This window comes from Roseibium aggregatum, assembly GCF_014692675.1.
In the GTDB taxonomy this organism is placed as follows: Bacteria; Pseudomonadota; Alphaproteobacteria; order Rhizobiales; family Stappiaceae; genus Roseibium; species Roseibium aggregatum_C.
The window spans coordinates 245,355-271,393 of sequence record NZ_JABFCZ010000001.1; the positions used below are offsets into that span (position 1 = coordinate 245,355).

Annotated in this window: 28 protein-coding genes and 1 pseudogene; 18 read left to right on the top strand and 11 right to left on the bottom strand. The window is 62.9% G+C overall.

The window, feature by feature from the left end; genetic code table 11:
- The first annotated feature begins 94 nt into the window (after positions 1-94).
- Both HK439_RS00920 and HK439_RS00925 read left to right on the top strand, forming a co-directional pair.
- Positions 95-907, top strand: a complete 813-nt coding sequence (locus tag HK439_RS00920; RefSeq protein ID WP_190289476.1) for a lytic murein transglycosylase — start codon at positions 95-97, stop codon at positions 905-907.
- 16 nt (positions 908-923) lie between these two features.
- The gene (locus tag HK439_RS00925) at positions 924-1,580 is read left to right on the top strand and encodes an alpha/beta hydrolase (protein ID WP_190289477.1); all 657 of its coding nucleotides are present in this window, start codon (positions 924-926) and stop codon (positions 1,578-1,580) included.
- A 25-nt stretch (positions 1,581-1,605) separates the two neighbouring features.
- On the opposite strand, the gene HK439_RS00930 is transcribed toward HK439_RS00925, so the two are convergent.
- Both HK439_RS00930 and HK439_RS00935 read right to left on the bottom strand, forming a co-directional pair.
- Positions 1,606-2,091: a hypothetical protein gene (locus HK439_RS00930; RefSeq protein ID WP_190289478.1), complete on the bottom strand. Its 486-nt coding sequence runs from the start codon at positions 2,089-2,091 to the stop codon at positions 1,606-1,608.
- 22 nt (positions 2,092-2,113) lie between these two features.
- Complete coding sequence (locus tag HK439_RS00935) at positions 2,114-2,491, bottom strand: DUF6152 family protein (protein ID WP_190289479.1); 378 nt, start codon at positions 2,489-2,491, stop codon at positions 2,114-2,116.
- Between the two features lie 284 nt (positions 2,492-2,775).
- On the opposite strand from HK439_RS00935, the gene HK439_RS00940 reads away from it, so the two are divergent.
- Positions 2,776-3,372 (top strand): hypothetical protein, encoded by a 597-nt coding sequence (locus HK439_RS00940; protein WP_190289480.1) that lies wholly within the window; start codon positions 2,776-2,778, stop codon positions 3,370-3,372.
- A gap of 108 nt (positions 3,373-3,480) precedes the next feature.
- Positions 3,481-4,542: a Rieske 2Fe-2S domain-containing protein gene (locus tag HK439_RS00945; RefSeq protein ID WP_190289481.1), complete on the top strand. Its 1,062-nt coding sequence runs from the start codon at positions 3,481-3,483 to the stop codon at positions 4,540-4,542.
- 36 nt (positions 4,543-4,578) lie between these two features.
- On the opposite strand, the gene HK439_RS00950 is transcribed toward HK439_RS00945, so the two are convergent.
- The 3 genes from HK439_RS00950 to HK439_RS27200 form a co-directional block, all read right to left on the bottom strand.
- On the bottom strand, positions 4,579-5,415 hold the full coding sequence (locus HK439_RS00950) for a hypothetical protein (RefSeq protein ID WP_190289482.1): 837 nt from the start codon (positions 5,413-5,415) through the stop codon (positions 4,579-4,581).
- A gap of 27 nt (positions 5,416-5,442) precedes the next feature.
- Positions 5,443-6,489 carry a M42 family metallopeptidase gene (locus tag HK439_RS00955; protein WP_190289483.1) on the bottom strand — a complete coding sequence of 349 codons (1,047 nt, stop codon included), beginning with the start codon at positions 6,487-6,489 and terminating at the stop codon, positions 5,443-5,445.
- Between the two features lie 215 nt (positions 6,490-6,704).
- Positions 6,705-6,968 (bottom strand): hypothetical protein, encoded by a 264-nt coding sequence (locus HK439_RS27200; protein WP_328804065.1) that lies wholly within the window; start codon positions 6,966-6,968, stop codon positions 6,705-6,707.
- Between HK439_RS27200 and HK439_RS27325 the strand changes: the two are divergent.
- The 3 genes and pseudogenes from HK439_RS27325 (at position 6,849) to mepA (ending at position 9,925) form a co-directional block, all read left to right on the top strand.
- Positions 6,849-7,566, top strand: a pseudogene (locus HK439_RS27325) (class II glutamine amidotransferase). The gene HK439_RS27200 and the pseudogene HK439_RS27325 overlap by 120 nt on opposite strands.
- A gap of 119 nt (positions 7,567-7,685) precedes the next feature.
- Positions 7,686-8,762, top strand: a complete 1,077-nt coding sequence (locus HK439_RS00965) for a patatin-like phospholipase family protein (RefSeq protein WP_190289484.1) — start codon at positions 7,686-7,688, stop codon at positions 8,760-8,762.
- Between the two features lie 56 nt (positions 8,763-8,818).
- Entirely contained in the window at positions 8,819-9,925 is a 1,107-nt protein-coding gene (gene mepA, locus HK439_RS00970) for a penicillin-insensitive murein endopeptidase (RefSeq protein ID WP_190289485.1), read from the top strand.
- A 40-nt stretch (positions 9,926-9,965) separates the two neighbouring features.
- Here mepA and HK439_RS00975 read toward each other — a convergent pair whose 3' ends face one another.
- Positions 9,966-10,490, bottom strand: coding sequence for a GNAT family N-acetyltransferase (locus HK439_RS00975; protein WP_190289486.1), 525 nt, complete (start codon positions 10,488-10,490; stop codon positions 9,966-9,968).
- Positions 10,487-10,750: a hypothetical protein gene (locus HK439_RS00980; RefSeq protein ID WP_190289487.1), complete on the bottom strand. Its 264-nt coding sequence runs from the start codon at positions 10,748-10,750 to the stop codon at positions 10,487-10,489. The genes HK439_RS00975 and HK439_RS00980 overlap by 4 nt, the downstream gene beginning before the upstream one ends.
- Positions 10,751-10,830: 80 nt before the next feature.
- Here HK439_RS00980 and HK439_RS00985 point away from each other — a divergent pair, with 80 nt between their 5' ends.
- The 5 genes from HK439_RS00985 (at position 10,831) to HK439_RS26760 (ending at position 15,152) form a co-directional block, all read left to right on the top strand.
- Positions 10,831-11,751: a LysR family transcriptional regulator gene (locus HK439_RS00985; protein WP_190289488.1), complete on the top strand. Its 921-nt coding sequence runs from the start codon at positions 10,831-10,833 to the stop codon at positions 11,749-11,751.
- A 152-nt stretch (positions 11,752-11,903) separates the two neighbouring features.
- Positions 11,904-13,709, top strand: coding sequence for a translation elongation factor 4 (gene lepA / locus HK439_RS00990; RefSeq protein ID WP_190289489.1), 1,806 nt, complete (start codon positions 11,904-11,906; stop codon positions 13,707-13,709).
- A 181-nt stretch (positions 13,710-13,890) separates the two neighbouring features.
- Positions 13,891-14,121 carry a type II toxin-antitoxin system CcdA family antitoxin gene (locus tag HK439_RS00995; RefSeq protein ID WP_190289490.1) on the top strand — a complete coding sequence of 77 codons (231 nt, stop codon included), beginning with the start codon at positions 13,891-13,893 and terminating at the stop codon, positions 14,119-14,121.
- A gap of 12 nt (positions 14,122-14,133) precedes the next feature.
- Positions 14,134-14,433: a CcdB family protein gene (locus tag HK439_RS01000; protein WP_190289491.1), complete on the top strand. Its 300-nt coding sequence runs from the start codon at positions 14,134-14,136 to the stop codon at positions 14,431-14,433.
- A gap of 134 nt (positions 14,434-14,567) precedes the next feature.
- Positions 14,568-15,152 carry a PhnA domain-containing protein gene (locus HK439_RS26760; RefSeq protein WP_190289492.1) on the top strand — a complete coding sequence of 195 codons (585 nt, stop codon included), beginning with the start codon at positions 14,568-14,570 and terminating at the stop codon, positions 15,150-15,152.
- Between the two features lie 69 nt (positions 15,153-15,221).
- Here the strand turns inward: HK439_RS26760 and HK439_RS01010 are convergent, their stop codons facing one another.
- Positions 15,222-15,914: a hypothetical protein gene (locus HK439_RS01010; RefSeq protein WP_190289493.1), complete on the bottom strand. Its 693-nt coding sequence runs from the start codon at positions 15,912-15,914 to the stop codon at positions 15,222-15,224.
- A gap of 168 nt (positions 15,915-16,082) precedes the next feature.
- On the opposite strand from HK439_RS01010, the gene HK439_RS01015 reads away from it, so the two are divergent.
- Positions 16,083-16,988 (top strand): LysR family transcriptional regulator, encoded by a 906-nt coding sequence (locus HK439_RS01015; RefSeq protein WP_190289494.1) that lies wholly within the window; start codon positions 16,083-16,085, stop codon positions 16,986-16,988.
- Positions 16,989-17,019: 31 nt separating this feature from the next.
- Here the strand turns inward: HK439_RS01015 and HK439_RS01020 are convergent, their stop codons facing one another.
- On the bottom strand, positions 17,020-17,178 hold the full coding sequence (locus tag HK439_RS01020; protein WP_190289543.1) for a hypothetical protein: 159 nt from the start codon (positions 17,176-17,178) through the stop codon (positions 17,020-17,022).
- A gap of 83 nt (positions 17,179-17,261) precedes the next feature.
- On the opposite strand from HK439_RS01020, the gene HK439_RS01025 reads away from it, so the two are divergent.
- From HK439_RS01025 to pheT, 4 genes are all read left to right on the top strand, one after another.
- Positions 17,262-18,152 (top strand): LysR substrate-binding domain-containing protein, encoded by an 891-nt coding sequence (locus HK439_RS01025; RefSeq protein WP_190289495.1) that lies wholly within the window; start codon positions 17,262-17,264, stop codon positions 18,150-18,152.
- Positions 18,153-18,533: 381 nt separating this feature from the next.
- Entirely contained in the window at positions 18,534-19,616 is a 1,083-nt protein-coding gene (pheS, locus tag HK439_RS01030) for a phenylalanine--tRNA ligase subunit alpha (RefSeq protein WP_190289496.1), read from the top strand.
- A 32-nt stretch (positions 19,617-19,648) separates the two neighbouring features.
- Positions 19,649-20,308, top strand: a complete 660-nt coding sequence (locus HK439_RS01035) for a phenylalanyl-tRNA synthetase subunit alpha (protein WP_190289497.1) — start codon at positions 19,649-19,651, stop codon at positions 20,306-20,308.
- A 56-nt stretch (positions 20,309-20,364) separates the two neighbouring features.
- A complete protein-coding gene (gene pheT, locus HK439_RS01040) occupies positions 20,365-22,785 on the top strand; it encodes a phenylalanine--tRNA ligase subunit beta (RefSeq protein ID WP_190289498.1) in 2,421 nt (806 codons plus the stop codon).
- A gap of 114 nt (positions 22,786-22,899) precedes the next feature.
- On the opposite strand, the gene HK439_RS01045 is transcribed toward pheT, so the two are convergent.
- Complete coding sequence (locus tag HK439_RS01045; protein WP_190289499.1) at positions 22,900-23,214, bottom strand: hypothetical protein; 315 nt, start codon at positions 23,212-23,214, stop codon at positions 22,900-22,902.
- Between the two features lie 266 nt (positions 23,215-23,480).
- On the opposite strand from HK439_RS01045, the gene HK439_RS01050 reads away from it, so the two are divergent.
- Positions 23,481-24,101 carry a nucleotidyltransferase family protein gene (locus HK439_RS01050; protein ID WP_190289500.1) on the top strand — a complete coding sequence of 207 codons (621 nt, stop codon included), beginning with the start codon at positions 23,481-23,483 and terminating at the stop codon, positions 24,099-24,101.
- Between the two features lie 6 nt (positions 24,102-24,107).
- Here the strand turns inward: HK439_RS01050 and pabB are convergent, their stop codons facing one another.
- Positions 24,108-25,877 carry an aminodeoxychorismate synthase component I gene (pabB, locus tag HK439_RS01055; protein ID WP_209011480.1) on the bottom strand — a complete coding sequence of 590 codons (1,770 nt, stop codon included), beginning with the start codon at positions 25,875-25,877 and terminating at the stop codon, positions 24,108-24,110.
- Positions 25,878-26,039 lie beyond the last annotated feature (162 nt).

A 26,039-nucleotide genomic window follows, 5' to 3' on the forward strand; every position in this document is an offset into this window, starting at 1 on the left:
CAGGGCCTCATTTCTTCCGGTTTCCTCTACGTCCGATTCTGTTAATCTTCGCAGGCTTCGGCACGGGATTTGCCGACGGAACGGAGGATTGCGGATGGACTTGAAACGCGTTCTTGCAGCGGGCCTGACGGCCGCCATTCTCAGCACCACGCCCGCCCTGGCCGCGGGATGCGGCAACGGTGCCCCGGGCTTTCCCGGATGGCTTGCCCAGTTCAAGGCGGAGGCGCCTCGATACGGCCTGAAGCCGCGGGTCGTGGAAAGCGCACTGAGCGGCGTTTCCTACGACAGCAAGGTGATCCGGCTGGACCGGTCCCAGCATTCCTTCAAGCTGTCCTTCGAGCAGTTCTATGCCAAGCGCGTGAACAACGCGATGATCAAGCGCGGCCAGCAGTTGCGCCAAAGCTACGCCGGCGTTTTCCGGCGGATCGAACAGCGCTACGGCGTCCCGGCGCCGATCCTTCTGTCGATCTGGGGTCTCGAGACGAACTACGGCGGCTTCAGCGGAAACATGCCGGTCCTGCGCTCGCTGGCAACACTTGCCTATGACTGCCGCCGGTCGCGGTTCTTCACCGAAGAACTCGTTGCCGCACTCATGATCGTTCAGCGCGGCGACATGCGCCCGAGCGAAATGCGCGGCGCCTGGGCGGGCGAAATCGGCCAGACCCAGTTCCTTGCCACCAACTATGTGAAATATGCCGTCGATTTCGACCGGGACGGCCGCCGCGACCTGATCCGCTCCTCCGCCGACGCCCTCGCCTCGACCGCGAATTATCTGAAAGCCCACGGCTGGCGGGCAGGCCAGGGATGGGGACCGGGAACGGCCAACCACAATGTCCTGAAACAATGGAACAAGGCGACGGTCTACCAGAAGACCATTGCCGTGATGGCGTCGAAGATCGCCCAATAGGATCGGGGTCATACCCATGGCCATCCTGGATGGACCGCGCCTTTCGCCTGCCGCAGGCGGAAAAGCTGCCCGGCTTGTCGTCTTCCTGCACGGCTATGGCGCCGACGGGGCCGACCTGATCGACATTGGCCGCGCCTGGTCGGAAGCCCTGCCGGACGCGGCTTTCGTTGCCCCGGATGCGCCCGAACCGCTGCCTTTCGAAGCCCTCGGCGGACGGCAGTGGTTTGCCCTTGTCGAGCGGGACATGCGCGAATACCGACTGGGCGTCGAAGCGGCCCGTCCCGTACTGGAGGCCTTCCTGGACGCAGAACTCGATCGCTGGCAGGTCAGCGCCTCAGCCCTCGCACTCGTCGGCTTCAGCCAGGGCGCCATGATGGCGCTGCACACAGGTCTGCGCCGGAAAATTCCTCCGGCGGCCATTCTCGCCTACTCCGGCCTGCTTGCCGGTCCGAACCGGCTGGACGACATCCAGACGAAAAGTCCGGTCCTCATCGTCCACGGCAGCGAAGACGATGTGGTGCCATCCTACCACCTGCCGGCGTCGCGGGACGCACTTGCCCACCGCGGCGTCAATGTCGAAAGCCATTTGCTGGATGCGCTCGGTCATTCCATCGACGAACGCGGCCTGGTTCTCGGCGGCCGGCTCCTGAAAGCGGCATTTTCAGCCAGTTGAACAGCCGGAACCGGCCGCCTGCAGCCTACCAATAAGCGATGATCCGCCCGGCGATCAGAACACCAAGCCAGAGCAACATCGACAGGAAACCGGCCCAGGCCACGCGGCGCCCTTCCGTCGCGGTCCCCTCTTGTGCGGCTTTCCACGCGGCTGAGCGATGCAAGAGCGCCAGATTGACGAGCGCCAGCACAATCAGCCCCATCTTGATCTGAAAGACCGGATTTTGCGCGTAGCGCGAAGCGCGCGTGAGAAAGAGCAGAACCCCCGTTGCCAGCGCCAGGCCAAGTCCCGTACCGGCAACCGGTACGACGATCCTGGAAAGGCCCGGCACAGGCACGGTTTTCCACGCGCCCATGAGGCGCAGGTCAAGACAGGACACGGCCCCGAAAAGAAGCGCGATACCGAGGATGTGAAGGGTATTGACGATCGGGAACAGCCACGGGGACTTGCGCATGGCTTCCGCCAGCATCCCGGTTTCCAGATCCTTCAAAAGCAGGAGAAGATCTTCCATGACAAAGCCTATGGTCCTGACCCTAACGATCGCCGATGTCCTGGAAGATCTCGTAGGTCTTGCCGCGATAGATGATCCGGATCGACATCAGTTCGAAATCATCCGGATTGACGCTCGGATGGCCGTAAATAACGATCGGATCCCCCCGCCGGAACAGGTCTTCGCTCAGACCAACCCGGTTACTGTGTCTCACCGATCCCAGATACACGTCCCATTCATGTCCGCCGGCCTTCACGGTCAGGATGCCGTGAGGGTTCTCGATGAAGACGTCGACGATTTTTCCACGCAGAACCATTTGCTCTTCATGGAAATTGGCGAAGTAGTGATGCGCTTCGATCTGCCCGTATTGGGATAGATAGAAGAAGGTCGAAAGAATGGTTGCAGCAGCAAGACGCCTCATAGTTGCGGGCTCCCCATCCCGTAACTTAAGCGGCCGTCTTTAGAGTTTGTGTTTTCAGGTTTTTACCTTGCCGCCTAAAGATTTATTCCCCGCATCGACTTCAAAGGTCAATACGCATTTTCCCGTTCGCACCGCCCGACACCCGCTTCACGCTGATCGACGCGTCGCATATTGCGAACGGGGAAGGGCAAGAATTTACGTTCTGTTAACCCGGCCGGTCCCATTGTTGACGTCTGTAGCGCAGGCAGAATGCCGTGCGTTTTCCTTGCGGCCAGGATCAAGCCATGCAGCTTTCCATCGAAACGACGACGCAAAGCACGAGCATCCTGAGTGCCTCCTTTTCCTCCGGCGGCAGCTCGAAGTCGCCTCTGGACCAGTCAAAAAAAGAGTCTGACACGGCGCCTGCCGTCAGCCTCCTGGAATCCGCCTCCAAGAAGGCGGAGCAGGACGCGGTCGTGATCGCCGCCCTTCAGCATGCGGTCGAAAAGGGCAAGGGCGAAAACGACGAAGATGCCAAGAAAACCGCGCTCGCGACGGCCGACGACTACAGGAAGACGGCCGGAAAGATCAAAACCGCCCTCGGTCAGGGCGACGACAGCGGGTCATCGGCCAGTTCCTCGTCCATCGCCTACGAAAGCGCGACCATCAAGACGACGACCATTGAAGCGGAAATCGACGGCAACACGCTTTCGGCGCAATTCGTCTCCTTCGAGCGCCAGTCCTACGACAGCGCCACCGGCCTCTCGGTCCGCTCGGCAAGCGCCTCCAACATCGAGGCAGACTTCGGCAACGTTACCGCCAGCTACCAGAATGCCTCGGTCAGCTCGCTCTATGCCGGCACCGGAGACCAGATCGGCAACCTGATCCAGGACCTCGCCTGAGGCTTTCGGCCACCCCTACGCATTCCTACCCCTTGAGCCCCCCATCCGGCTCCTGTACATCCGATGCGGATTTCCGTTTGATGTTGATGAGCTAGGGGACGTGTTTCCGTGAACAACCTGAAGGCAGAACTTCTGCGCGGCCTGTGGTACGTCGCCTGTCCCGGATCGGAGATCAAGCCGGGCAAGATGGTCGGCAGGAAGCTGATGGGGGAACTGGTTCTCCTCGCTCGGGACAACAAAGGCAAGGTCTTCGCCCTGCGCGACATCTGCCCGCACCGGGGCATCCCGCTCCGCCACGGCTGGTTCGACGGCGAGCATGTGCAGTGCTGCTATCACGGCTGGAAGTTCGACACGGATGGTGTCTGCGTCGACATTCCTTCCACGCACGAATACCAGACCATCGACTTTTCCAAGATCACCTGCGGCGCCTACCCGGTCGTCGAACAACAGGGGCTGATCTGGATCTATTTTTCCGAAAAGGGCGAAAAGCCGGAAGACGGCCGCCAGCCCGTCCCGCCCATGCTGCCCGATTTCGGTGCCGACGACGGGCCCAGCGTCGCCATCATGCAGCCGTTCATCTGTTCGGTCGACCATGCCGCCCTCGGCCTGATGGACCCGACCCATGCGGCCTTCGTGCATACGTCCTGGTGGTTCAAGAAGGAGGGGGCAAAGCTTCGTCCGAAGGAAAAGCAGTTCGAACCGTCGGACCTCGGCTGGGCGATGGTCCGCCACAGGATCCCGCCGCAGAACATCGCCTACCGCAAGCTGCTCGGCGACAACGTCACCACCGAAATCCGCTACCGGCTGCCGGGTCTGAGGATCGAGCACATCAAGGGCGACAAGCATTCCGTGGTCGGCCTGACCACCATCACGCCGGTCACGGAAGACGAGACCGAGGTGCGGCAGATGTTCTGGACCACCATGGGCTGGGTCAAGCCGCTGAAACCGCTCGTCCGTCACCTGATGAACGTCTTCCTCGGCCAGGACCGGCGCGTCGTCATCCAGCAGCGCGAGGGACTGGAATACAATCCCAAGCTCATGCTGATCAACGACGCGGACACCCAGGGCCGCTGGTGGATGCAGCTCAAGGAAGAATGGACCCGCTCCCAGGCGGAGAAGCGGGACTTCGACAACCCGGTCAAGGCGAAGACCCTGCGCTGGATGAGCTAGAACAAGCGCAGCCCTGGATGTAGCCTCCGGGAGAAGTCACCTCGTCCCGATCTGGATGTGCATGTGATCGTCATGGCGGGCGGCGCGGCAGCCCTGGAAACGAATGACATCGCTGTTCACGCGAAGTGTTCGTTTCAGATGCGGTTCAAGCAGGACCTTGGCTAGCCCGGCCCTTCTGCCGGCAGTGGTCAGCCAGCGGAGCGCCTCGCCTGTTCTGTCCGCATCTAGCTGCACATCCGAATTGAAGACCCGAAACCATCGCATATCCCAGCGCAATGTTTTCCAGCCCTGACTGTCAGGACAGGGCGTGGCATACCCATCCGGCGCCTCCTCAAAGGCCCAGTAGCCGATCGGCGACTTCGTGACACCGGGAACATACCGGCCGTCGGTGCCGCGATAATAGAAGGCCAGGTCGAGCTTGCGACCGTCCCTGTGCGACAAATGCGGCAGAAGCGGAAAGCCGTCGATAAACGGAAACCCCGCGTCCAGAACAAGCGTTTCGGTTCCGGGAAATTCACGGTCCATATGTACGGCGAGGTCGGTCACGATCCTGGCCAGTTCCGGCACAACATAATTGCGGTTCAAGGCGCAGTAGAGAACGGATTGCTCTACCGGTTCCGCATTCGATGCGGTCAGGCAGGCTATCGGCACCCTTCCTGCAAGCGGCGCGATCTTTGTCGCGGCAAACCAGAAAAATCCGTAGGACACGGCAAAAAGGCCAACGAGAACGGCCACTGATCGCCTGTGCCGCTTGAAGAGCCAAAAGCGGCTGGCCCATGCAACCCCATAAGCCAATCCGCCGATTTGCGTGAGAAGCGTCAGGACCGCGACGATGCCAAGATGCACCGCGGTCCTGAGCGCTGTCTTCAACATGGCCCCGACACCGGCCGCACCCGTCCCTTACGCCACCTTCAGATAGGCCGCGATGATATCGCAGGCGGCTTTCAGGTCGTCTCGGTGGATCATTTCGGTGACCGTGTGGATGTAGCGGGTGCCGACCACGATGCCGACCGCCTTGGCGCCGGCCGCGGCCTGCTGGGCAGCCGCCCCGTCCTGACCGCCGGCGCGCAACATGGTGCGCTGGAACGGGATCTTTTCCTTCTCGGCGATCGCCTCGATTTCCTTCACCAGGTCCCGGTCGGCAATGAAGCTTGAATCCTTCACGTGCAGGCCGAAGCCCTCGCCCTGGACCGTGGTGCGGTCCTGTTCCGGCACGCCCGGCGTGTCGCAAGCGAGCGTGGTGTCGATGCCAAGACCGATGTCCGGCTTGACGGCGAAGCTGGCGGTGCGCGCGCCGCGCAGGCCGACTTCCTCCTGGCAGGTGAAGGCGACATGGATCTCGCAGGCGTGCTTGGCCTTGCCGAGCGCGCGGATCGATTCGATGCCGAGCCAGCAGGCGATACGATTGTCGAGGGCCTTGGAAACGATCTTGTCGCCGATCTCGATCAGCGGCTCGTCCATAGTCACCATGTCGCCGATGCGGACCTTGTCTTTCGTCTTTTCACCGAGGCCCAGGTCGATGACGAAATCATGGGGCTCGGGCACCTTCTTGCGCTCTTCCGGCGAGGAGATGTGGATCGGCTTGCCGCCCGGGTTCATCACGCCTTTCAGGTCGCCGTCGTCGGTGGAGACCAGCACCCGGCGGGAGAACAGGTTGCGCGCATCGAACCCGCCGACAGGCTGGACGTGAACAAAGCCCTTGTCGGTGATGTGGGAAACCAGAAAGCCGATCTCGTCCATGTGGCACAGAAGCATGACCTTCTTCGGCTGCTCGCCCTTTTTCGGCGCCTTGCGCGCGTCCCGCCGGCACAGGAGCGAGCCCATGGGATCGATCGTCACCTCGTCGAACAGCCCTTTGATCTCGGAAAGAATCAGATCGCGGATCCGCTGTTCGTGGCCGGGAACGCCGGGGGTTTCGCAAAGGCGGCGCAGAAGATCGATGTTCATGGAGGATCCTGTTTGTTGGATGGAACTTGGCGCGGATCTTAGGGCGTACTGCGGGCCGGGCCAAGCCATCCCGTGTGGATGGAAAAGAAGTTACGTGTGACACACTCGCCTTTGGCATAATTTAAACCAATTCGGCGTGACAATGCCGCAATCCCCTTCCCGGAAACCCACCATGCACGTATGAGAGCGAGGTGCCCCGGAGGGCACGCATAGGGTCATGGAACATGTGCCGGCTCGCCGCCTATCTTGGAACCGAAATTCCTCTTGAAAACATCATCGCCAAACCCAGGCATTCCCTGCTTGTGCAAAGTCTCGATGCACAGGAGGCGAAACTGCGCGTCAACGGTGACGGCTTCGGGATCGCCTGGTACGGCCATCTGCCCGAGCCGGGCCTGTTCAAGGACGTCCTGCCGGCCTGGGCGGACACGAACCTGCGCAGCATCTGCCGCCTGGTGCGCTCGCCCCTCTTTCTGGCGCATGTCCGCGCCGCCACCACCGGCGCCACCTCTCGGGACAATTGCCATCCCTTCACCTACGGCTCCTGGTCCTTCATGCACAACGGCGGCATCGGCGATTTCTCGCTCATCCGCCGGGACATGGAGCTCCTGATCCCCGACCCGTATTACGGCGCCCGGCGCGGGACGACGGATTCCGAACTGTTCTTCCACCTGCTCCTGACCAACGGCCTTGAGACAGATCCCTTGCAAGCGCTCAGAATAACGATCCCCCCAGGTGCTGGAGCTGGTGGACCGGCATCGGGCGACGGACAAGCCGGTCCGGCTCACCTGCGTCTTTTCCGAAGGGGCGCGCATCTTCGCTTTCCGCTATTCCAACGACGGCCAGGCCCCGTCGCTTTACCGGTCCGACAGCCTGGATCACGGCGGACGGGCGGTTGCCTCCGAACCGCTGGAGGGCCAATGCGCCCGCTGGAAACCGCTGCATGAAAACATGCTGCTTGAAATCAGCGCAGACGGTACAATCGAACTGCCGCTTTTTGCCGAAGAGGCGCTCGCGGATCCTGCTCCCGGGGCTGCCGCCGGTCCGGTTCAGGAGCGGGCTGCCGCTGGGCCCGCGTAACCGCAGATTGCCATGTCCTCGTCGCAATTGGGCGCAAAGCTGATGGCAGTCCGGCAGGCGGTTCATTCCGGCCACGAAGACCACCCAGTTTGTTTTCAAAAGTTGAAGGGGGAACGAAATTGGCCCGTAAAAAGCATTTCATACTTTCCATCGACGGCGGCGGCATTCGCGGCCTGATCCCCCTGCGGATCCTGGAATCCATCGAAAGCCGGATGGCGCACCGGGGCGTCATTCTTCCCATGCACGCCTGTTTCGACCTGATGTGCGGCACCTCGACCGGCGGACTGATCGCAGCCGGACTGTCGGCCCCCAAGCCGGGTGGGCGCAAGGGCGAGGCCGTGGCCACCATCGCCGATCTCAGGACCCTGTTTGAAGCGGAAGCGCGCGACATCTTCACGCCGAGCATCCGCTATCGCCTGGCCCGGTTCATCGCCAACCCTTTCACGTTCTATGACGAGAAGCTGGATGCCCGGCCGCTGGAACGGCTGTTGAAGGAGCGCTTCGGCTGGACGTCGATCGCGAGCGCCCTGACCCACCTGGTGCTGACTGCCTACGACATCGAAAACCGCAAGCCGGTCTTCATGTCCAATACCCCGCAGCATAATGGCGCTGCGCCGGACGATTATTACATCTGGCAAGCGGTGCGCGCCGCCACGGCCGTGCCCTGCTTCTTCGAACCGGCGCGGGTGGAAAACCTGACCTGCAGGCGCGAGGAAGCCCTGATCGACGGCGGCGTGTTCCTGAACGATCCTTCCATTGCCGCCTATATCGAGGCACGCAAGCTCGGCTGGGAAGCGGAGGATATCGTCATCCTTTCGCTGGGCACCGGCCATGCGCCGGAGCATGGGTTTCCTTACGCGGACGCAACCGCCTGGGGCGCACCGGGCTGGTTCTCCGCCGCCAAGGGCGCGCCGCTTCAGGCCATCGCCACCCACGGCCAGTCCGCGACCACGTCCTATCAGGCCGAATGGCTGTTCGGCGAACTGGGCAAGGCCCGGTTCATCCGCCTGGACGGCGTCCTGCCGGCCGACGCGGAGGACATGGGCAACGCCCGGCCGGGCAACATGATCACGCTCAATGGCGCGGCCGACCGGATCATTCGCGACCAGACCATCCTTCTGGACGAACTGGCCGAGATGCTGATCGATGCAAAGGCACCTCGGGAGGATGATAAAGAAATTGTAAACGCGGCGTGAGCGATGCTTGGGGAACACTGCGTTTTCCGGGCCGAATCACGCGGAGCGAGCTGGACATGACGACTTCGAAACCGACGAGCCTCAGGCTGTGTAGGCCCGCATCGGTGCTTCTTCGCCGCGTAGCCGCCGGCACCGGGCTCGGCTTGTTCTGCCTGTCCCTTCTTGCCGGAACGCCGGCAGGGGCCGTATCGTCTCCGCCGCCGCCCGCTCCCAAACCCGAAACGAACGATCTACTGCAGCTAGCCGCCATCCCTGTTCCAAGGCCCAAGGCTGCCCTTTCGGAAGAAGGCGAAGCGACACCTTACGACCGCTCAGGCCAACTGGTCCTGCGCGGCGATCAGCCGGCGAAGTTCTACTTCGGCGCTATGAAGGAGCCGGCCCATCTGGAACCGGATTCCATCGGCTCCTATGCCAAGGGCTGCCTTGCCGGGGCCGAAGAGCTGCCGGTCGACGGCAAGACCTGGCAGGTGATGCGCCTGTCGCGCAACAGGAACTGGGGCAATCCGGTTCTGATCAACTTCCTGGAAGACCTTGCAAACGACGCGCCGAAACTCGGCTGGCGCGGCTTGCTGGTCGGCGACATCGCGCAACCGCGCGGCGGGCCAATGACCTCGGGACACGCCAGCCACCAGATCGGCCTCGACGCCGATATCTGGCTGACCGAAATGCCGGACCACCGTCTGTCGCGGCAGGAGCGGGAGGACAAGTCCGCCATTTCGATGCTCAAGGGCCGGCTCGACGTCAAGGGCGCCGACAGGACCGTCGACCCGAAGAAATGGACCGATGCGCGTGCGCGCCTGATCAAACGGGCGGCCAGCGACAAGCGGGTTGCCCGGATCTTCGTCAATCCGGCGATCAAGAAGGCCTTGTGCGATTTCGAAAAGGGCAAGGACCGCTCATGGCTGCGCACCGTGCGCCCCTGGTGGGGCCACCACTACCACTTCCACGTCCGCCTGGCCTGCCCCAAGGGCGACCGCAGCTGCAAGGACCAGAACCCGCCGCCGCCCGGCGACGGTTGCGGCAAGGAACTGACCTGGTGGCTTTCCGACGAGCCCTGGGTTCCGAAAAAGCCGAAGGACCCGAACAAGAAGGTGGCGAAGAAGAAGCCGATCGCCCTGGCGGCCCTGCCCAAGGCTTGCGAAAACGTTCTGACGGCGAACTAGTCCGCAGCAGCTGCGGACTTCAACCGAACCCTGCTTCCGCTCATTTTCCGGTAGGCGCAGGCCGCTCGTCGAGCACCAGGGTCATGAGGACCAGATCAAGCCACTGACCGAACTTGATGCCCACCTGCGGCATCCGGCCGGTGATTTCGAAGCCGAGTTGCCGGTGCAGGGCGATGGAAGCGGTGTTTTCCCCGTCGATTGCGCCGACGAGCACGTGATAGCCGTCCGCCCGCGCCATGTCGATCAGCCGGACCAGCAAGGCCTTGCCGATGCCCTTGCCGCGCGCTTCCGGCGCGACATAGATCGAATGTTCCATCGTCAGACGATAGCCTTCTTTCGCCCGGAACGGGCCGAAGGAGCCGTAGCCGGCAACCGTGCCGTCTTCCGTTTCCGCGACAATGACCGGCAGGCCGGCATCCTTACGCGCGTCGAACCAGGCGCGCCTGTCTTCCAGGGTGTCCAGCTTGTCGGTCCAGATCGCCTTCAGCGTCCGAACGGCGTCGTTGTGAATATCAAGCAGCGCCGGCAGGTCGGCGGATGTGGCATTTCTCAGAGCGAATTTCATTTGAATTCACCCATTTGATGACGAAAAGCGATCCATTCGGCAAGGCGCGTCGTGAAGCGCGATGCGGCGCATCGGGCAAGCGGCGCAACGCTGCCGATGGTTCGCTTTTCGCCACCCGAAGGGCCGGGTGATTTTGCCCGCTGACTGTGTTGGCTTGCGCTTGTGGTGGAACCACACCACGGCGCGCAACCCGCCTTCTCAGCAGACAAAATCACCTCGGTCAAATGGGTGAATTCAAATGAAACTCGCTCTTGATTCATTGGAAGCTCTTTGAGATTAGATATCCTTACCCTAACCCATGAAAACGAAAAAGAAATTATTCCATCGATAAGCATCTCTAATGGATATCAACCAGCTCAAGGCCTTCGACCGTGTCGCCCGGGACGGGAGTTTCACCAAGGCGGCCGCGCGCCTGAACGTGACCCAGGCAACTATATCCATGCGCATCCGCGCTTTGGAAACGGAAATCGGGGCGCAGCTTTTCGTACGGGGCCGGCAGGTTCACCTGACCGACCAGGGAATCGGCTTCCTGCCTTATTGCCGGCGCGTGCTCGGCGTGCTGCAGGAGGCGCGCGAGACTTTAAGGCGCGCGGAACGGGGCCGCCTGGCGGTTGCCTCGCTTGCGACCATGATCATGCCGCTCGTCAGCAACGCCCTTCTCCGCTTCCAGCGCAACAACCGGGAGATCGACGTGGTCATCCGCGACGGCCGGCACAACCAGATCGCCGCCATGCTGCACGAACGGGAAGTGGAACTGGCCGTCATGTGCTGGCCCAACCTGGATCCGCTTCTGACCAGCGTGGAACCCCTGCTGGTGGTGCGCGAGGACGTGCCGCTGGTGGCCGCCCCCGAGCTGGCGAAGACTTTCGGGCCGTCGCCGTCGATTGCCGAAATTCTGGAGAAGACGCCGCGCTACCTGAACCTAAACTGGTGGCAGATCGCCCCGCCGGCGGCGACCTCGATCGCGCTGTCCGCACCTGTCCGGGTGGAACTGCCCACCGATCCGGGACGCAGTCTCGTGGAAGCCGGTGAGGGCGTCGGCTTCTTCGTCCGCTCCTCCGTCGCCGGCGCCTTAAGGGACGGCCGGCTTGTGGAGATCGAACCGAAGGACCAGGAACCGCTTTTCCGCGACATCGCCCTGACCGTGCGCAACACGGAAGCGATGGAACAGGTTCACCTGATGGAATTTGCCCGCGAAATCGCCGTCGAAGGACGAAAACTCGGCCGGGTGCTGAGGGACATGTTGCAGGAGCTGGACTGAACCGGTATCCGCCCGTTTCAGGCCGCGGGAACGGCGTTTTGAGATCCGGCAGCCCGGCCATTTGCGATTAACTACGAAAAACCCGCTGATACCGGGGCCATAGCCCCACCAAATCCCTTTGCGAACCGCTTACTCGGTGATAAACGAGCGCCATGACGACCCAGACGCTTTCCAACATCCGCAATTTCTCGATCGTTGCCCATATCGACCATGGCAAGTCGACGCTCGCCGACCGCCTGATCCAGATGACCGGCACGATGACCGACCGCGAAATGACCGAACAGGTGCTCGATTCGATGGATATCGAGCGCGAGCGCGGCATCACGATCAAGGCGCAGACCGTCCGGCTGATCTACAACGCCAAGGACGGCAAGCAATATACGCTGAACCTGATCGACACCCCGGGCCACGTCGACTTCGCCTACGAGGTCTCCCGTTCGCTGGCCGCCTGCGAAGGCTCGCTTCTGGTGGTGGACGCAAGTCAGGGCGTGGAAGCGCAGACCCTTGCCAACGTCTACCAGGCGATCGACAACGACCACGAGATCGTCACCGTCCTCAACAAGATCGACCTGCCGGCGGCCGAACCGGACCGGATCAAGGAGCAAATCGAGGACGTGATCGGCATCGACGCCTCCGAAGCCTGCATGATTTCCGCGAAAACCGGGCTTGGCGTGGACGACGTGCTGGAAGCCATCGTCAACAAGCTGCCGGCACCGCAGGGCGATCCGGACGCGACCTTGAAGGCGATGCTGGTCGACAGCTGGTACGACACCTATCTCGGCGTGATGGTTCTGGTCCGCATTATCGACGGCTCCCTGAAGAAGGGCCAGAAGATCAAGATGATGGGCACGGGGGCGGCCTATGACGTCGACCGTGTCGGCGTGATGACGCCCAAGTTCCTGCAGGTCGACGAACTCCATGCCGGCGAGATCGGCGTGATCACCGGCTCGATCAAGGAAGTCGCCGACACCCGCGTCGGCGACACCATTACGCTGGATAAGAAACCCTGCGCGGAAGCCCTGCCCGGCTTCAAGCCGGCCCAGCCGGTGGTGTTCTGCGGCCTGTTCCCGGTCGACGCCAACGACTTCGAGGACCTGCGCTCCGCCATGGGCAAGCTGCGGCTCAACGACGCCAGCTTCTCCTACGAGATGGAGACCTCGGCCGCGCTTGGTTTCGGCTTCCGCTGCGGCTTCCTCGGTCTGTTGCACCTGGAAATCATCCAGGAGCGCCTGTCGCGCGAATTCGACCTCGACCTGATCGCCACCGCGCCTTCGGTGGTCTACCAGATGACGCTGACCGACGGTTCGGAAGTGGAACTGCACAATCCGGCGGACATGCCGGACCTGGTCAAGATCTCCGAAATCCGCGAACCGTGGATCCGGGCGACGATCATGACGCCGGACGAATATCTCGGCGGCATCCTCAAGCTTTGCCAGGAGCGGCGCGGCATCCAGGTGGATCTGTCCTATGTGGGCTCACGCGCCATGGTCACCTACGATCTGCCGCTCAACGAGGTCGTGTTCGACTTCTACGACCGGCTGAAGTCGATCTCCAAGGGCTATGCCTCCTTCGACTATCAGCTGTCCGACTACCGGGCCGGTGATCTGGTGAGAATGTCGATCCTGGTCAACGAAGAGCCGGTCGACGCGCTTTCCGTGCTCGTGCACCGCTCCCAGGCGGACCGGCGCGGCCGGGCCATGTGCGAGAAGCTGAAGGAACTGATCCCGCGGCACATGTTCAAGATCCCGATCCAGGCGGCCATCGGCGGCCGGGTGATCGCCCGCGAGACCATCTCGGCCCTGCGCAAGGACGTGACCGCCAAGTGCTACGGCGGCGACGCCACCCGTAAGCGCAAGCTTCTGGAAAAGCAGAAGGCGGGCAAGAAAAAGATGCGCCAGTTCGGCAAGGTGGAGATCCCGCAGGAAGCCTTCATCCAGGCCCTGAAGATGGATGAGTGAGAAACCGGTTGCCGCTTTGCGGCAAGCCGATGATCCAGTGAATCATCGGCAGGTTTCGAACGGGCGGGAGCTGCCAACGGCAGCGGGCCCCGCGCCCTTGCGAATCATGAGCACGCGCGAGGGCTTCTCCTGACGCCGGTCCGCGTGTAACGTGACTTTCGAAGGATGCCTGGAGAAACCCATGCCGTCGAAACCGCCTCCTGCTTCGACCATTCCGGTCAGTCAACGGCTTGCCACGCAAGCACGCAATTTGAAGCTCGACCTGACGCGCGCGGCCGAAGACGGCCTCGACCGGGCCATCAAGGCGGAAAGAGAACGGCTTTGGCGACTGGAGAACGCGGACGCCATCCAGGCGGCCAACACCTATGTGGAGAAAAACGGTCTCCCCTTCGCGAAATTCCGGCAGTTTTAGGAACGGTCCCGGATGGCGCGATTTCAGGTACGCCGGATGCGCTCCACCGATATTCTGGGTCTCGAGCTTCAGGCCGATCTGCTCGATGATCTCAACACGCGGGTTCTGGTTCCGCTGCTTCCCCTCAGCGACGTGGAAAAACACATCGAGCGCCTCAACCCGACTTTCGAGATCGACGGGCGTGTCCATGTGATGATGACCCAACATCTCGCAGCAGTACCGGTCAGCGAGATTGGTGATGTGGTGGCCGACCTTTCGTCGAAGCGCGACGCCATTGTTGCCGCGACGGATTTTCTGTTTCAGGGGTTTTAAGGGTCGAAAACAGCCGTTTGCATCCAGGCGGCCCGTTTTGACATTCGCTCGCTTCATGATGGACGAGCGGCTCGCCGGTCATTAAGACGACCCACGACACCCCCAGATACCGGCCATCGGCTGAAGGATACCAGATGAATGTTGAACAGGATTTGCGCGAGCGCGCCGACAACAAATGCGAGCTTTGCGGCGCGACCGAAGGGCTTGCCATTCTGCCGGTCGGGCCGGACAGCGACGGCAGTGCGGACAAGGCGATCCTTGCCTGTGCGACCTGCGCCGGCCAGATCGAAGGGACTGCCGAGCTTGACGCCAATCACTGGCATTGCCTGAACGAAAGCGCCTGGAGCCAGGTTCCGCCGGTGCAGGTGACCGCGTGGCGGATGCTGAATCGCCTTTCCTCCGAGACCTGGGCGCGCGACCTGCTGGACATGCTCTATCTGGAGGACGAGACGCTTGCCTGGGCCAAGGCAGGCGCTGACGCCGCATCCGCAGGCGACGACGACGCTGTCGTCCACAAGGACACTTACGGGGCAGTCCTTGCAGCAGGCGATACGGTGACGCTGATCAAGGATCTGAAGGTCAAGGGCGCCAATTTCACCGCCAAGCGCGGCACGGCGGTGCGCAACATTGCGCTTGTTCCCGACAATCCGGAGCAGATCGAGGGCCGGGTCAACGACCAGCGGATCGTGATCCTGACGGAATTCGTCAAGAAGTCATGAGACAGCGGGCCGATCCTGCGATCGGCCCGCATAGTCACCGGCAACGACCTGCCGGCAATTCATATCCCGTCAGTTGACCGCGCTGTCCAGCGCCTGCCAGTCACCCATCCGCCAGGCCTTGCCGACGATGCCGCCCATCAGGACGGAAAAGGCTTCCGAGGGCAGGCCCATTTCCATGCCCGTGACCATGGCGACCCGTTCGGGGGCCGATGCGGCGCCGAGCATGATCCTGCCGTACCGGATCATCTCCGGCAGCGGAATGGACTGGACGATGCGCTGGTGGATCCCGGCGAGTTCCTCGTTGGAGAAATTCCTCTCCATCAGCGGCATCAGGTCCGTTTCCTCCTCGTGCATGTGAAGCAGGTCGTTGGCGAAGAACAGGGCGAAGCGCTGGTAGAGCCGGCGCAGGCAGGCCGGGCGGTCGACCGTGGCCGAAGCGACATCCTCCGCCAGCCGGCGCAATTCGCCGAAGGCATGCAGATGGTCGTCGTGATCCTCGGCGGCATGGTCTGAAGAGCCCGGGCAACGGGCATCGATCGCAGTGTGGATCTCGCGGTTTTCATGCTCCAGGTGACTCAGGCTCAGGTCGAGATGGGCCGACAGGGCGGTCAGGGTTTCGACGACAGCCTCCTCGTCGGCCGGATCGAGCCTCCCGAGCGCGATCAGCATCCGGGCGTTGGCAAGGCGTATGCCCTTGTGAACCGCATAATAAAGGTCTTCCCGGGCCTCGACTTCGGCCGCAATTTCCGTCTTCGCATTCATGATCAATCTCCTTTGGCGCGCCGGACCCTCCGGCGGCGGAATGCGGTGCGTGTACCGGATTTCCTTTTCGCGAAAAGCCACCTAGGATCGGATTGAGTATCCGGAAATTTCGGGCAATCCAATTTCAGGCAATCCCAAATCAGGCAGTCCATGGATCACCTTCGTGCAATGAGGGTCTTCATCAGGGTCGCGGAGCGCGGCAACCTGACAGCGACAAGCAGCGATCTCGGTCTGTCGCGCGGCAGCGCCAGCGCCATCGTGTCGGAACTGGAAAAATACCTCGGCGTCCAGCTGCTGGAGCGGACCACGCGCCGCCTTCGGCTGACCGAGGACGGGCAACACTATCTGAAACAGGCGCGCGACATCGTCGCCATGGTGGAGGGCCTGGAAGACGACATCGGCTCTTCCGAACGTCAGCCGCGCGGGCGGTTGCGCATTCAGGTGCCCTCCGGCCTCGCCCGGATCGTCATCGCGCCGGCGCTGCCGCATTTCATCGATGCCTATCCCGAGATCCAGCTGGAAATCCTGTCACGCAACAATTTGCCCGATTTCGTCGGCGAACGGATCGATGCCGCACTTGTCGTCGGAGACCTGCCGGAACTGGAGATCGTCGCGCGCCCGGTGGGCAAGATCCCGTATCTGACGGTTGCCGCGCCCTCCTATCTGACCCGGCACGGCACGCCAGAGACGCCGGAGGATCTGGACCGCCACCGCTGCATTCCGCTGCTGTCGACCGCCAGCGGCTCAGCCCTGCCCTGGCGGTTCCGCGTCCAGGGTGAGAGCGTCACCGTTCCGGTGCACGGCGCGCTTGCCTTCGAGGCTCCGGAGGCGGCAGTCGTGGCGGCCAACCGCGGCGCAGGCATCCTCCAGCTGGCGAGCTATCTCGTCTATGACGAAATCCGCTCTGGACGCCTTGTTCCGATCCTCGACGCAATCCGGCCGAAAGCCCGGGACATGCATATCGTTCATCAGAAGCACCGGCTGAAGCCGAAAAAGCTGCGCGTGTTCGAGGAATTCATCATCGACCTGAACCTGCAGGTCCGCCGCAAATGGGGCATCCGGCAGGTCGACTGAACCCCGGCTCTTCGCCAGCACCCAAACGGGATCACTCCGGCCGGTCGAAGGGCAGATCCGCCAGTTCATGCGGTGTCATGCGGGCAAGCACCGGGTGCGACAGCGGATCCTTTTCCCATTGCGCCTGATCGGTCAGACGCGGCTGCCGGCAGCCATCCGCCCTGAAAAGCCGCGTTCTGAAGATACACATCAGATTTAACATAGCTAAATTTATATTCGGAGATTACGGCTATAAATATCGATTTCTTCTGCTTTTCAGTTTAGCTTTCCTATATGAAAAATCTGAACCGGATCCATCTTGCAGGCCTGCGCGCGGTCGAAGCGGTCGGCAGGCTCGGCTCACTCAAGGCCGCAGCAGACGAGCTCGGCGTCACCGTCGGTGCGGTGAGCCAGCAGATCCAGAAGACCGAACAACAACTCGGAACCGCCCTGTTCGAACGGCGCGGCCGCGGCCTGTGTCCGACCGGACAGGGAGAGGCGGTCCTGCGCCAGCTTACGGTCGGCATGTCCGCACTCTCGGCAGCCGTTGGCATGACGGAGCGGCACCGCGACGATACCCTGACGGTGTCGGTCGCGCCGGTCTTTGCCGGCAAGTGGCTCGTCTGGCATCTGAAGGACTTTGCCCGACAGCATCCGGATATCCGCGTGCGGGTGGAGGCGACCGTGGATCTGGTCGACCCCAACCTCAGCGACGTCGATCTGTGCATCCGCGTCGGCAAGGGACCGTATCCTGGGCTGCACGCGGAAAAGCTGCTCGCGCAGAGGATTTTCCCGGTCTGCAGCCCGGCCGTGGCGGCAACGCTTGAAGATCCGTCGGACATCGCCAACGTGCCGATCATCCGCGACCGGGGACAGATGTTTTCCTGGCGAACCTGGCTTGAACCCAACGGCTTGGACGAGAGCCTGCTCGGCGAAGGGCCGGTGTTTTCCGACGGTGCCCTTTGCCTGGATGCGGCCATCGCGGGCCAGGGCCTGTTTCTGGCCTGGGAAACGCTTGCCCATCATGCACTTCAGGTCGGCCAGGTCGTCGCGCCCTTCCCGGGACGGTACCAGACCGGCTTCTTCTACTGGCTGCTTGCCGGCAGGCACCGGGACCAATCCCCGCCGATGAAGGCCTTCGGTTCGTGGATAAAGGCGGAACTTGCCCGTTCGCTCGGAACCTGACGGCTTCCGGCGCAAACGGCGTTCTGCAATAGCACTTGTACACGGCGCGACACTTCGGCTACTTTCCGGGCCGGCGCGAAATTTCCCTGCGCCCCGACCGAGGCACCGAATGACCCGTTGTTCGAACCACATGACCGGAACGACACTGCGCGGCAAGCCTGCCCGGTGCCCGTCCGCGTTGCGCCTCGCGACCTGTCACGGTCCCGCCTGCGGACGATTTAGTCGCTGACTTCGACCTGAACGCCCCGGCCTGCCGACACTTCTCTTTTCGAGAAACTGCATGCCGATTGTGGCATCCTCCGGCAATTCTGCTAAAAGACCCGTCGAATTCACTTTCGACCGAAAATCGCGCGTCCGCGCAGCACGATAGATCGAGCACTCATGTCCGACCTGAACACCCTTGAATCCGAAATCCTCGCCGCCATCGACGCGGCGTCCACCGAGGCTGGCCTTGAAGACATCCGTGTCGCCGCTCTCGGCAAGAAGGGCAGCATTTCCGAGCAGATGAAAACGCTCGGCAAGATGAGCCCGGAAGAGCGCAAGACCATGGGCCCGGCGCTCAACGGCCTGAAGGATCGCGTGACCGACGCCATCGCCGCCCGCAAGACGGTGCTCGCTGAAGCCGCCCTGGAGGCGCGCCTGGCCAGTGAGCGCGTCGACGTCACCCTGCCGCTGAGGCCCTCACCGGTCGAATCGGGCCGCATCCACCCGGTCAGCCAGGTGATCGACGAACTCTCCGCCATCTTCGCCGACATGGGCTTTGCCATCGCCGAAGGTCCGGATGTGGAGACCGACGAGCTCAACTTCACCGCGCTCAACTTCCCGGAAGGCCATCCGGCGCGCGACATGCACGACACCTTCTTCTTCAACGAGAAGGACAACGGCGAACGGCTCCTGCTGCGCACCCACACCTCGCCGGTGCAGATCCGCACCATGCGCACCCAGGAACCGCCGATCCGCGTGATCATCCCGGGCCGCACCTATCGCTGCGACAGCGACCAGACGCACACGCCGATGTTCCACCAGGTCGAGGGCCTGGTGATCGACAAGGGAAGCCATCTCGGTCACCTGAAGTGGATCCTGGAAGAATTCTGCAAGACCTTCTTCGAGGTCGACGACATCAAGATGCGGTTCCGCCCGTCCTTCTTCCCCTTCACCGAGCCGTCCATGGAAGTCGACATACAGTGCGACCGGTCCGGGGCGGAAGTGAAGTTCGGCGAAGGCGACGACTGGATGGAAATCCTGGGCTGCGGCATGGTGCATCCGAACGTCATCCGCAATTGCGGCCTGGACCCGGATGAATACCAGGGCTTTGCCTGGGGCATGGGCATCGACCGGCTCGCCATGCTGAAATACGGCATGCCGGACCTGCGCGCCTTCTTCGACGCCGACGTGCGCTGGATCCAGCACTACGGTTTCCGCCCGCTCGACATGCCGACCCTCGCCGGCGGCCTCTCCAGCTAAAAACGGCCCCTTCTGCAAAAAGGCAGAGCGACATGACCCTTTTCATTCGTGCAATCGCAGTCGTTTTCCTGACCCTGGTCGCCGTCTTTCCGGCAAACGCCCAGAAAACGGAAGACCGTTCAAGCCGGGTCGCCACGCCGACCTCCTTCGTGGAAGCCTGCGCGGAGAAAAGCCAGGAGCGCGGCCGCCTGCGGTTTTGCGATACCTACTTCCGCCAGAAGCTTGGCACCCAGGCAGATGCACTGCTCTACCTGCGCGACCGGATCACCCGCCTGCGGGCCTCCCATGAAGCCTCGGCGGCGGAGAAATACGACAGCTTCCTGTCGTCGATCTATATCGTCGCCTTCCTGACGATCTGCTCGATGGTGCTGGTGGCCGCCGACCGGAAACTTGCGGGCACCGCCAAATGGGCCACGCTGACCAGTTCGGCGGCGCTGCTGGTGGTGATCGTTGTCATGGCGCTCGGCTGGCTCGGCAAATACCGGGCGGAATATGCGGCCCAGGTGGAACTGGGAATCCTGCGCGACCGGATCGAGGCGGAGTCGGCCCAGGTGATTTCGACCGGGCAGACCCTGACGCCGGACATCGTACGCGAGTGGACCAGGGAACTGACCGCGATCGGACGCCGCTTCGCCGACAACTACGCCAATGCGACGCCCATCCCGGAGATCAGCCATTTCCAGGGCCAGTAACAGCAAGACACAATTTCAGGCGCTGAAGCGCCAAGACGAATACGAAGAGTGACCCGATGAAATTCACCCTGTCCTGGCTCAAGGAACATCTCGACACAAACGCCGGTCTCGACGAAATCGTCGAACGGCTGACCATGATCGGCCTGGAGGTCGAGGAGGTCACCAATCCGGCCGACCGGCTGAAGCCCTTCACGATCGCCAAGGTGCTGGAAGCAACGCAACATCCGAACGCGGACCGCCTGCGCGTTTTGAAGGTGGATGCCGGCGACGGCGGCGAGCCGCTGCAGATCGTCTGCGGCGCGCCCAATGCACGCGCCGGCCTGGTCGGCGTGCTGGCCCGCCCCGGCGACTACGTGCCGGGCATCGACGTGACCCTTTCCGTCGGCAAGATCCGTGACGTGGAAAGCTTCGGCATGATGTGCTCGGAGCGCGAACTGGAATTGTCCGACGAGCACACCGGCATCATCGACCTGCCGGAAGATGCGCCCGTCGGCGTGAGCTACGCCCAGTATGCGGGGCTGGACGATCCGGTGATCGAGATCGGCCTGACGCCGAACCGTCCGGACTGTACCGGCGTCTACGGCATCGCCCGCGACCTGGCCGCCGCCGGTCTCGGCACGCTCAAGGAACGCGCCCACGACCAGATCCGCGGCGACTTCCCCTGCCCGACGGACGTCAAGCTCGACTTCGGCGACACCAAGCCGCTGTGCAAGGCCTTCGGCCTGAGGATGGTGAAGGGCCTGAAGAACGGACCATCGCCGAAATGGATGCAGGAACGGCTGATCGCCATCGGCCTGCGCCCGATCAACACGCTGGTCGACATCACCAACTACATGACCTTCGACCAGGGCCGCCCGCTGCACGTCTTCGACGCGGCCAAGGTGACCGGTGACCTGGCCGTCCGCCGCGGCGTGAAGGGCGAAAGCATCGAAGGCCTCAACGGCAAGACCTATGAAGTCGACGACACCGTCTGCGTGATTGCCGACGACAACGGCCTGGAAAGCCTCGGCGGCATTCTCGGCGGCGAGGTATCGGGCTGTACGGACGACACGACCGATGTCCTGATTGAATCCGCCCTTTGGGACGAGGACGGCATTGCCGCCACCGGCCGCAAGCTCGGCGTCAACACCGATGCCCGCTACCGGTTCGAACGCGGTGTCGATCCGGACTACATGCTGCCGGGCCTGGAAATGGCGACCAAGCTCGTCATGGACCTGTGCGGCGGCGAGCCGTCCGAGGTCGTCGTTGCCGGCAAGGTTCCCGACGACACCCATATCGTCGACTTCCCCTATTCGGAAGTGAAGCGCCTGACCGGCCTCGATGTCTCCCACGCCGAGATCAACGTGACGCTTAAGGCGCTCGGCTTCTGGATCTCCGGCACCGGCGACACGGTCAAGGTGGCCGCACCGAGCTGGCGTCCGGACATCGAGGGCAAGGCCGACCTGGCGGAGGAAGTGGTGCGCATCGTCGGTCTCGACAAGGTGCCGTCCACGCCGCTGCCGCGGATCGGCAGCGTTGCCGCCAAGGTCCTGACCCCCGGCCAGATCCGCCGCAACCGGGCCCGCCGGGCGCTGGCCGCGCGCGGTCTCAACGAGGCCGTCACCTGGTCTTTCGTCACGAAGGCGGAGGCCGAAGCCTTCGGCGGCGGCGCTCCGGAACTGGCGCTCGCCAATCCGATCTCGCCGGAACTGTCCGACATGCGCCCGAGCCTGCTGCCGGGCCTGCTGACCGCCGCCCAGCGCAATGCGGACCGCGGCTATCCGGACGTGGCGTTGTTCGAAGTCGGCCAGGTCTTTGCCGACGACACGCCGGAAGGTCAGAGCATGGTCGCCGCCGGCGTTCGCCGCGGCACGGCCGTTCTGGACGGGGCCGGCCGCCACTGGTCCGGCGCCTCGCCGGCCGTCGGCGTGTTCGACGCGAAGGCCGACGCGACGGCGGTGCTGGCGGCCATCGGCGCGCCGGTGGACAAGCTGCAGGTCTATACGGACGCGCCGGATTATTTTCACCCCGGCCGGTCCGGGGCGCTGAAGCTCGGCCCGAAGAACACGCTCGCCGTCTTCGGCGAGATCCATCCGCGAATGCTCGGGCTGCTCGATATCGAAGGCCCGCTCGTCGGCTTCGAGATCTACCTGGACAACCTGCCCCAGCCCAAGGCCAAGGCAACCCGGTCCAAGGGTGCGCTCGACGTCTCCGACCTGATGCCGGTGCGCCGCGACTTCGCCTTCGTCGTCGACAAGTCGACCCCTGCCGAAACGCTGCTCAAGGCGGCCAGAGGCGCGGAGAAGGCTCTGATTGCCGACGTGACCCTGTTCGATGTCTATGAGGGCAAGGGCATCGCCGAGGACCAGAAGTCGCTCGCCATCGACGTCACTCTGCAGCCGACGCAAAAGACGCTGACGGACGAGGAAATCGATGCCGTGGCGAAGAAGATCATCGCAGCCGTGGAAAAGGCAACCGGCGGCACCCTCCGCGGGTAATCCTCCGGCCAATCACACGAAAAGGCGTCCCGTCTTCCCGGCGGGGCGCCTTTTTCATGTTTCGATGTCCGATATCGGGCAGATGCGGATAGGGCTGTTCGAAGCAGGCTGCCTTTAAAGCCCTTTGCCATCGGCCTGCGGACCGTCCGGATCAAGGTGCTGGACGGGAGACTTCTCCGTCGCGGCCGATGCCGGGGCGGGAGCACTGTCCGACGATGAGCCGTCGTGCTCGGTCGTCTTTCCGCCGCCGGCCGAGGCGATGACCAGCGTGCTTTTGACCAGGGCCTGCATGAAGCCGACGGCATGCGCTTCGCCTGCACCAAACAGGCTTGAAGCGGAACCCATGGGTATCAGCGCGCCTGCCGTAAAAAAAGCGGCTGCGAGAATGGACAGGCGTTTGGCCTTCCGGCAAGGATATTTCCAGTTCATGGCTTGAGCCCCCTCAAGTATTAGCCCGGGCCGTTTGACACTCACGGCGTTTCGACGGCGCGTATCAGGAAGGCTACGAAGAAAAGAAAACAGTGGGGCAAACGCAAACGGTCGGATTTTAGATAAAGGCCAGATGCATGTATTTCGGCCTGCGTTTCAACGATATAGCCGGACAAAAAATTCCGGAGACCGACCCTGGAATCTTCAAATCGACTGTCCGAACATTAGCAGGACATATAAATTCAAAAACGAATACGCTGAGAACCATGGATATCCAGACACTCAGGAACGCGACTGCTGCAACCGAGGACGACCGGATCGCGGCCCTTTCGGAAATTGTCAGGGCGACCCCTGCTCTGATGCGGATCCTGGGCGCGATAAACGACCTGGGCCTGCCGGATGCCTGGCTGGTGTCCGGCGGGGTCTACCAGACCGTCTGGAACGCGCTGACCGGCCGGCCACCGGATTTCGGCATCAAGGATTATGACATCATCTATTTCGACGGTTCGGACCTGTCCTACGAGGCGGAGGACAGGATTATCCGCAACATGAATGCCGCATTGCCCGATCTCGCCGACAATCTGGAAGTCCGCAATCAGGCGCGGGTCCATCTCTGGTACGAGAAACGCTTCGGCCGGCCCTACTTCCCGCTGAGCTGCGCGATCGAGTCGCTGACGACCTATGCAGCGAAGACCCACGCGGTCGCCGTGCGGCTGAGGGAGGGAGACACGATCGACGTCCGGGCGCCTTTCGGGCTCTCACCGATTTTCGCAATGCGTCTGGTTCCCAATCCTTTGACCGACAACCGTCCGACCTATGAAGAAAAGGCGAAACGCATGGCGGCGCTGTGGCCGGAACTGGAGGTCGTCGACTGGGATGCGTCCTGAAACCGTTCAGGTGCCGATTGCCGGAACCATGCGGCCGCGGATCAGGCCGCGTACCGAATTGCCGACGTAGATCGTCTGAGCGTCTTCTAGGTCCCGGCGGCGCAGGTCTGCCTCCGCTGCCAGTCCGCGCTCCAGAAGCCCGGCGCGCAACGTTCCCGGAAGCAGGCCGTGACGGAGCGCCGGGGTCAGCAGGCGCTCGTCTTTCTGAACGAACAGGGTCGTGAAACTGCCCTCGGTCAGGTAGCCGTCCTCGTTTTCAAACAGCACCTCGTGACAACCGCTCGCCTCGGCGTAGCGCTTGCGGGTGTCGTCATAAAAGGCCCGGTTGGTGGTCTTGTGGTAGAGAAACCGGTCCGAGGACCGGGTGGTCCCGCCGGCGAGCGCCAGGTCCCACACCGTATCGTTCGGTACCGGCTGGAGCGCCGTCCAGGTCAGGTCGATATCCCCGTCTTCGGTGAGTTCCAGGCGGACCCGCTGCGGCGATTTGAAGGTGGCCGCCAGGTCTTCCAGCGCCTTGCGGACGGCCCCTTCGTCACAAGGGTAACCGAAATAGTCGGCCGAGGCCGTCAGCCGCGCCATGTGCCGGTCCAGAAGCAGATAACCGTCTTCCGGCAGAAAGGCCATGGTCTCGATCAGTCCGACCTTCGGCAGATCCTCGGTCATGAATTTCAGCTTCAGTGCGCATTCATCGTATTCGGGAGCAGCGCCTGAATCGAAGATGACCCCGGACCCGGTTCCGACCTCGCCCGATCCGTCCGGCTTCAGGACCAGTGTGCGGATGGCGACGTTGAAGCGGAAGTCGCCGGTGGGCGCCACATGGCCGATGGAGCCGGTATAGACGCCGCGCGGGCCCGTCTCCAGATCATGGGCGATCTGCATGGCGCTCAGCTTCGGCGCCCCGGTGATCGAGCCACAGGGGAAGAGGCGCGCGATGATGTCCGGCAGCCGGATCTCCGGCCCGAGGTCCGCCTCGACGGTCGAAGTCATCTGGTGCAGGCTCTTGTAGCGTTCGACCGTGCAGAGTTCGCTCACCCGCACACTGCCGGTCTCCGCGATGCGCGACAGGTCGTTGCGCATCAGGTCGACGATCATGATGTTTTCCGCGCGCTGCTTGGGATCGGCCGCGAGCTCCCGGGCGATGCGGCGGTCGCCGGCGGGGTCGACGCCGCGGCCTGCGGTTCCCTTCATCGGTCGGGTCCGAAGCACCCGACCCTCCCGTTCCAGAAACAGTTCCGGCGACAGGGACAGGATCGCGCGGTCTTCCAGCTTCAGAAACGCGCCATGGCCGACCGGCTGCCGGCGCAACAGATCGAGAAACAGGGCTTCGGGCGCGCCGCGATGCTCAAGCGCTGCCCTGAGCGTCAGGTTCACCTGATAGATGTCACCCATGGCGAGATGATCCTGCACCCTGGTGAAGGCGGCGTCATAGCTCTCGCGGTCCATCCCGAACCGGGGTTGGCCAAGATGCGCCTCGCCCGGCCCAGCGCTCCGGCGCAGGCAGTCTCTGGCATCGTCCAGGCTGATTTCCTGGGGCGCATCATACACACCAAACCAGAGGAGCGGCTCCCCGTCCGGCCGCCAGCGGGCCTTCAGCTTGTCCTCGAAGGCAAAGCCGAGTTCGTAGGCAAGGAAACCGGCCAGATGCGCGCCGGCCTCCCGGGCCTGTTCCATCTCTTCGAGCGCCTGGGGCACGGCGTCGAGCTCGGCCGTGGTGATCACCCGTTCGGGATGCCTGAAGAGCAGTCCGCCCCGCGCCTTCAGGGCGTCGAGCAGCAAAACCGATCCTGGCTGCAATATCTGATCAGGCATGGTTCCCGAACGTCGAGGTGAAACGCGGCACCAGGGAACGGCCGCTTCCGGAAACCGGCACATGACATTCAGCCGTCCGGGCGTCAAGACGCGGGAAATGGATTATCCGCCGAACAAACAAAAAGCCGG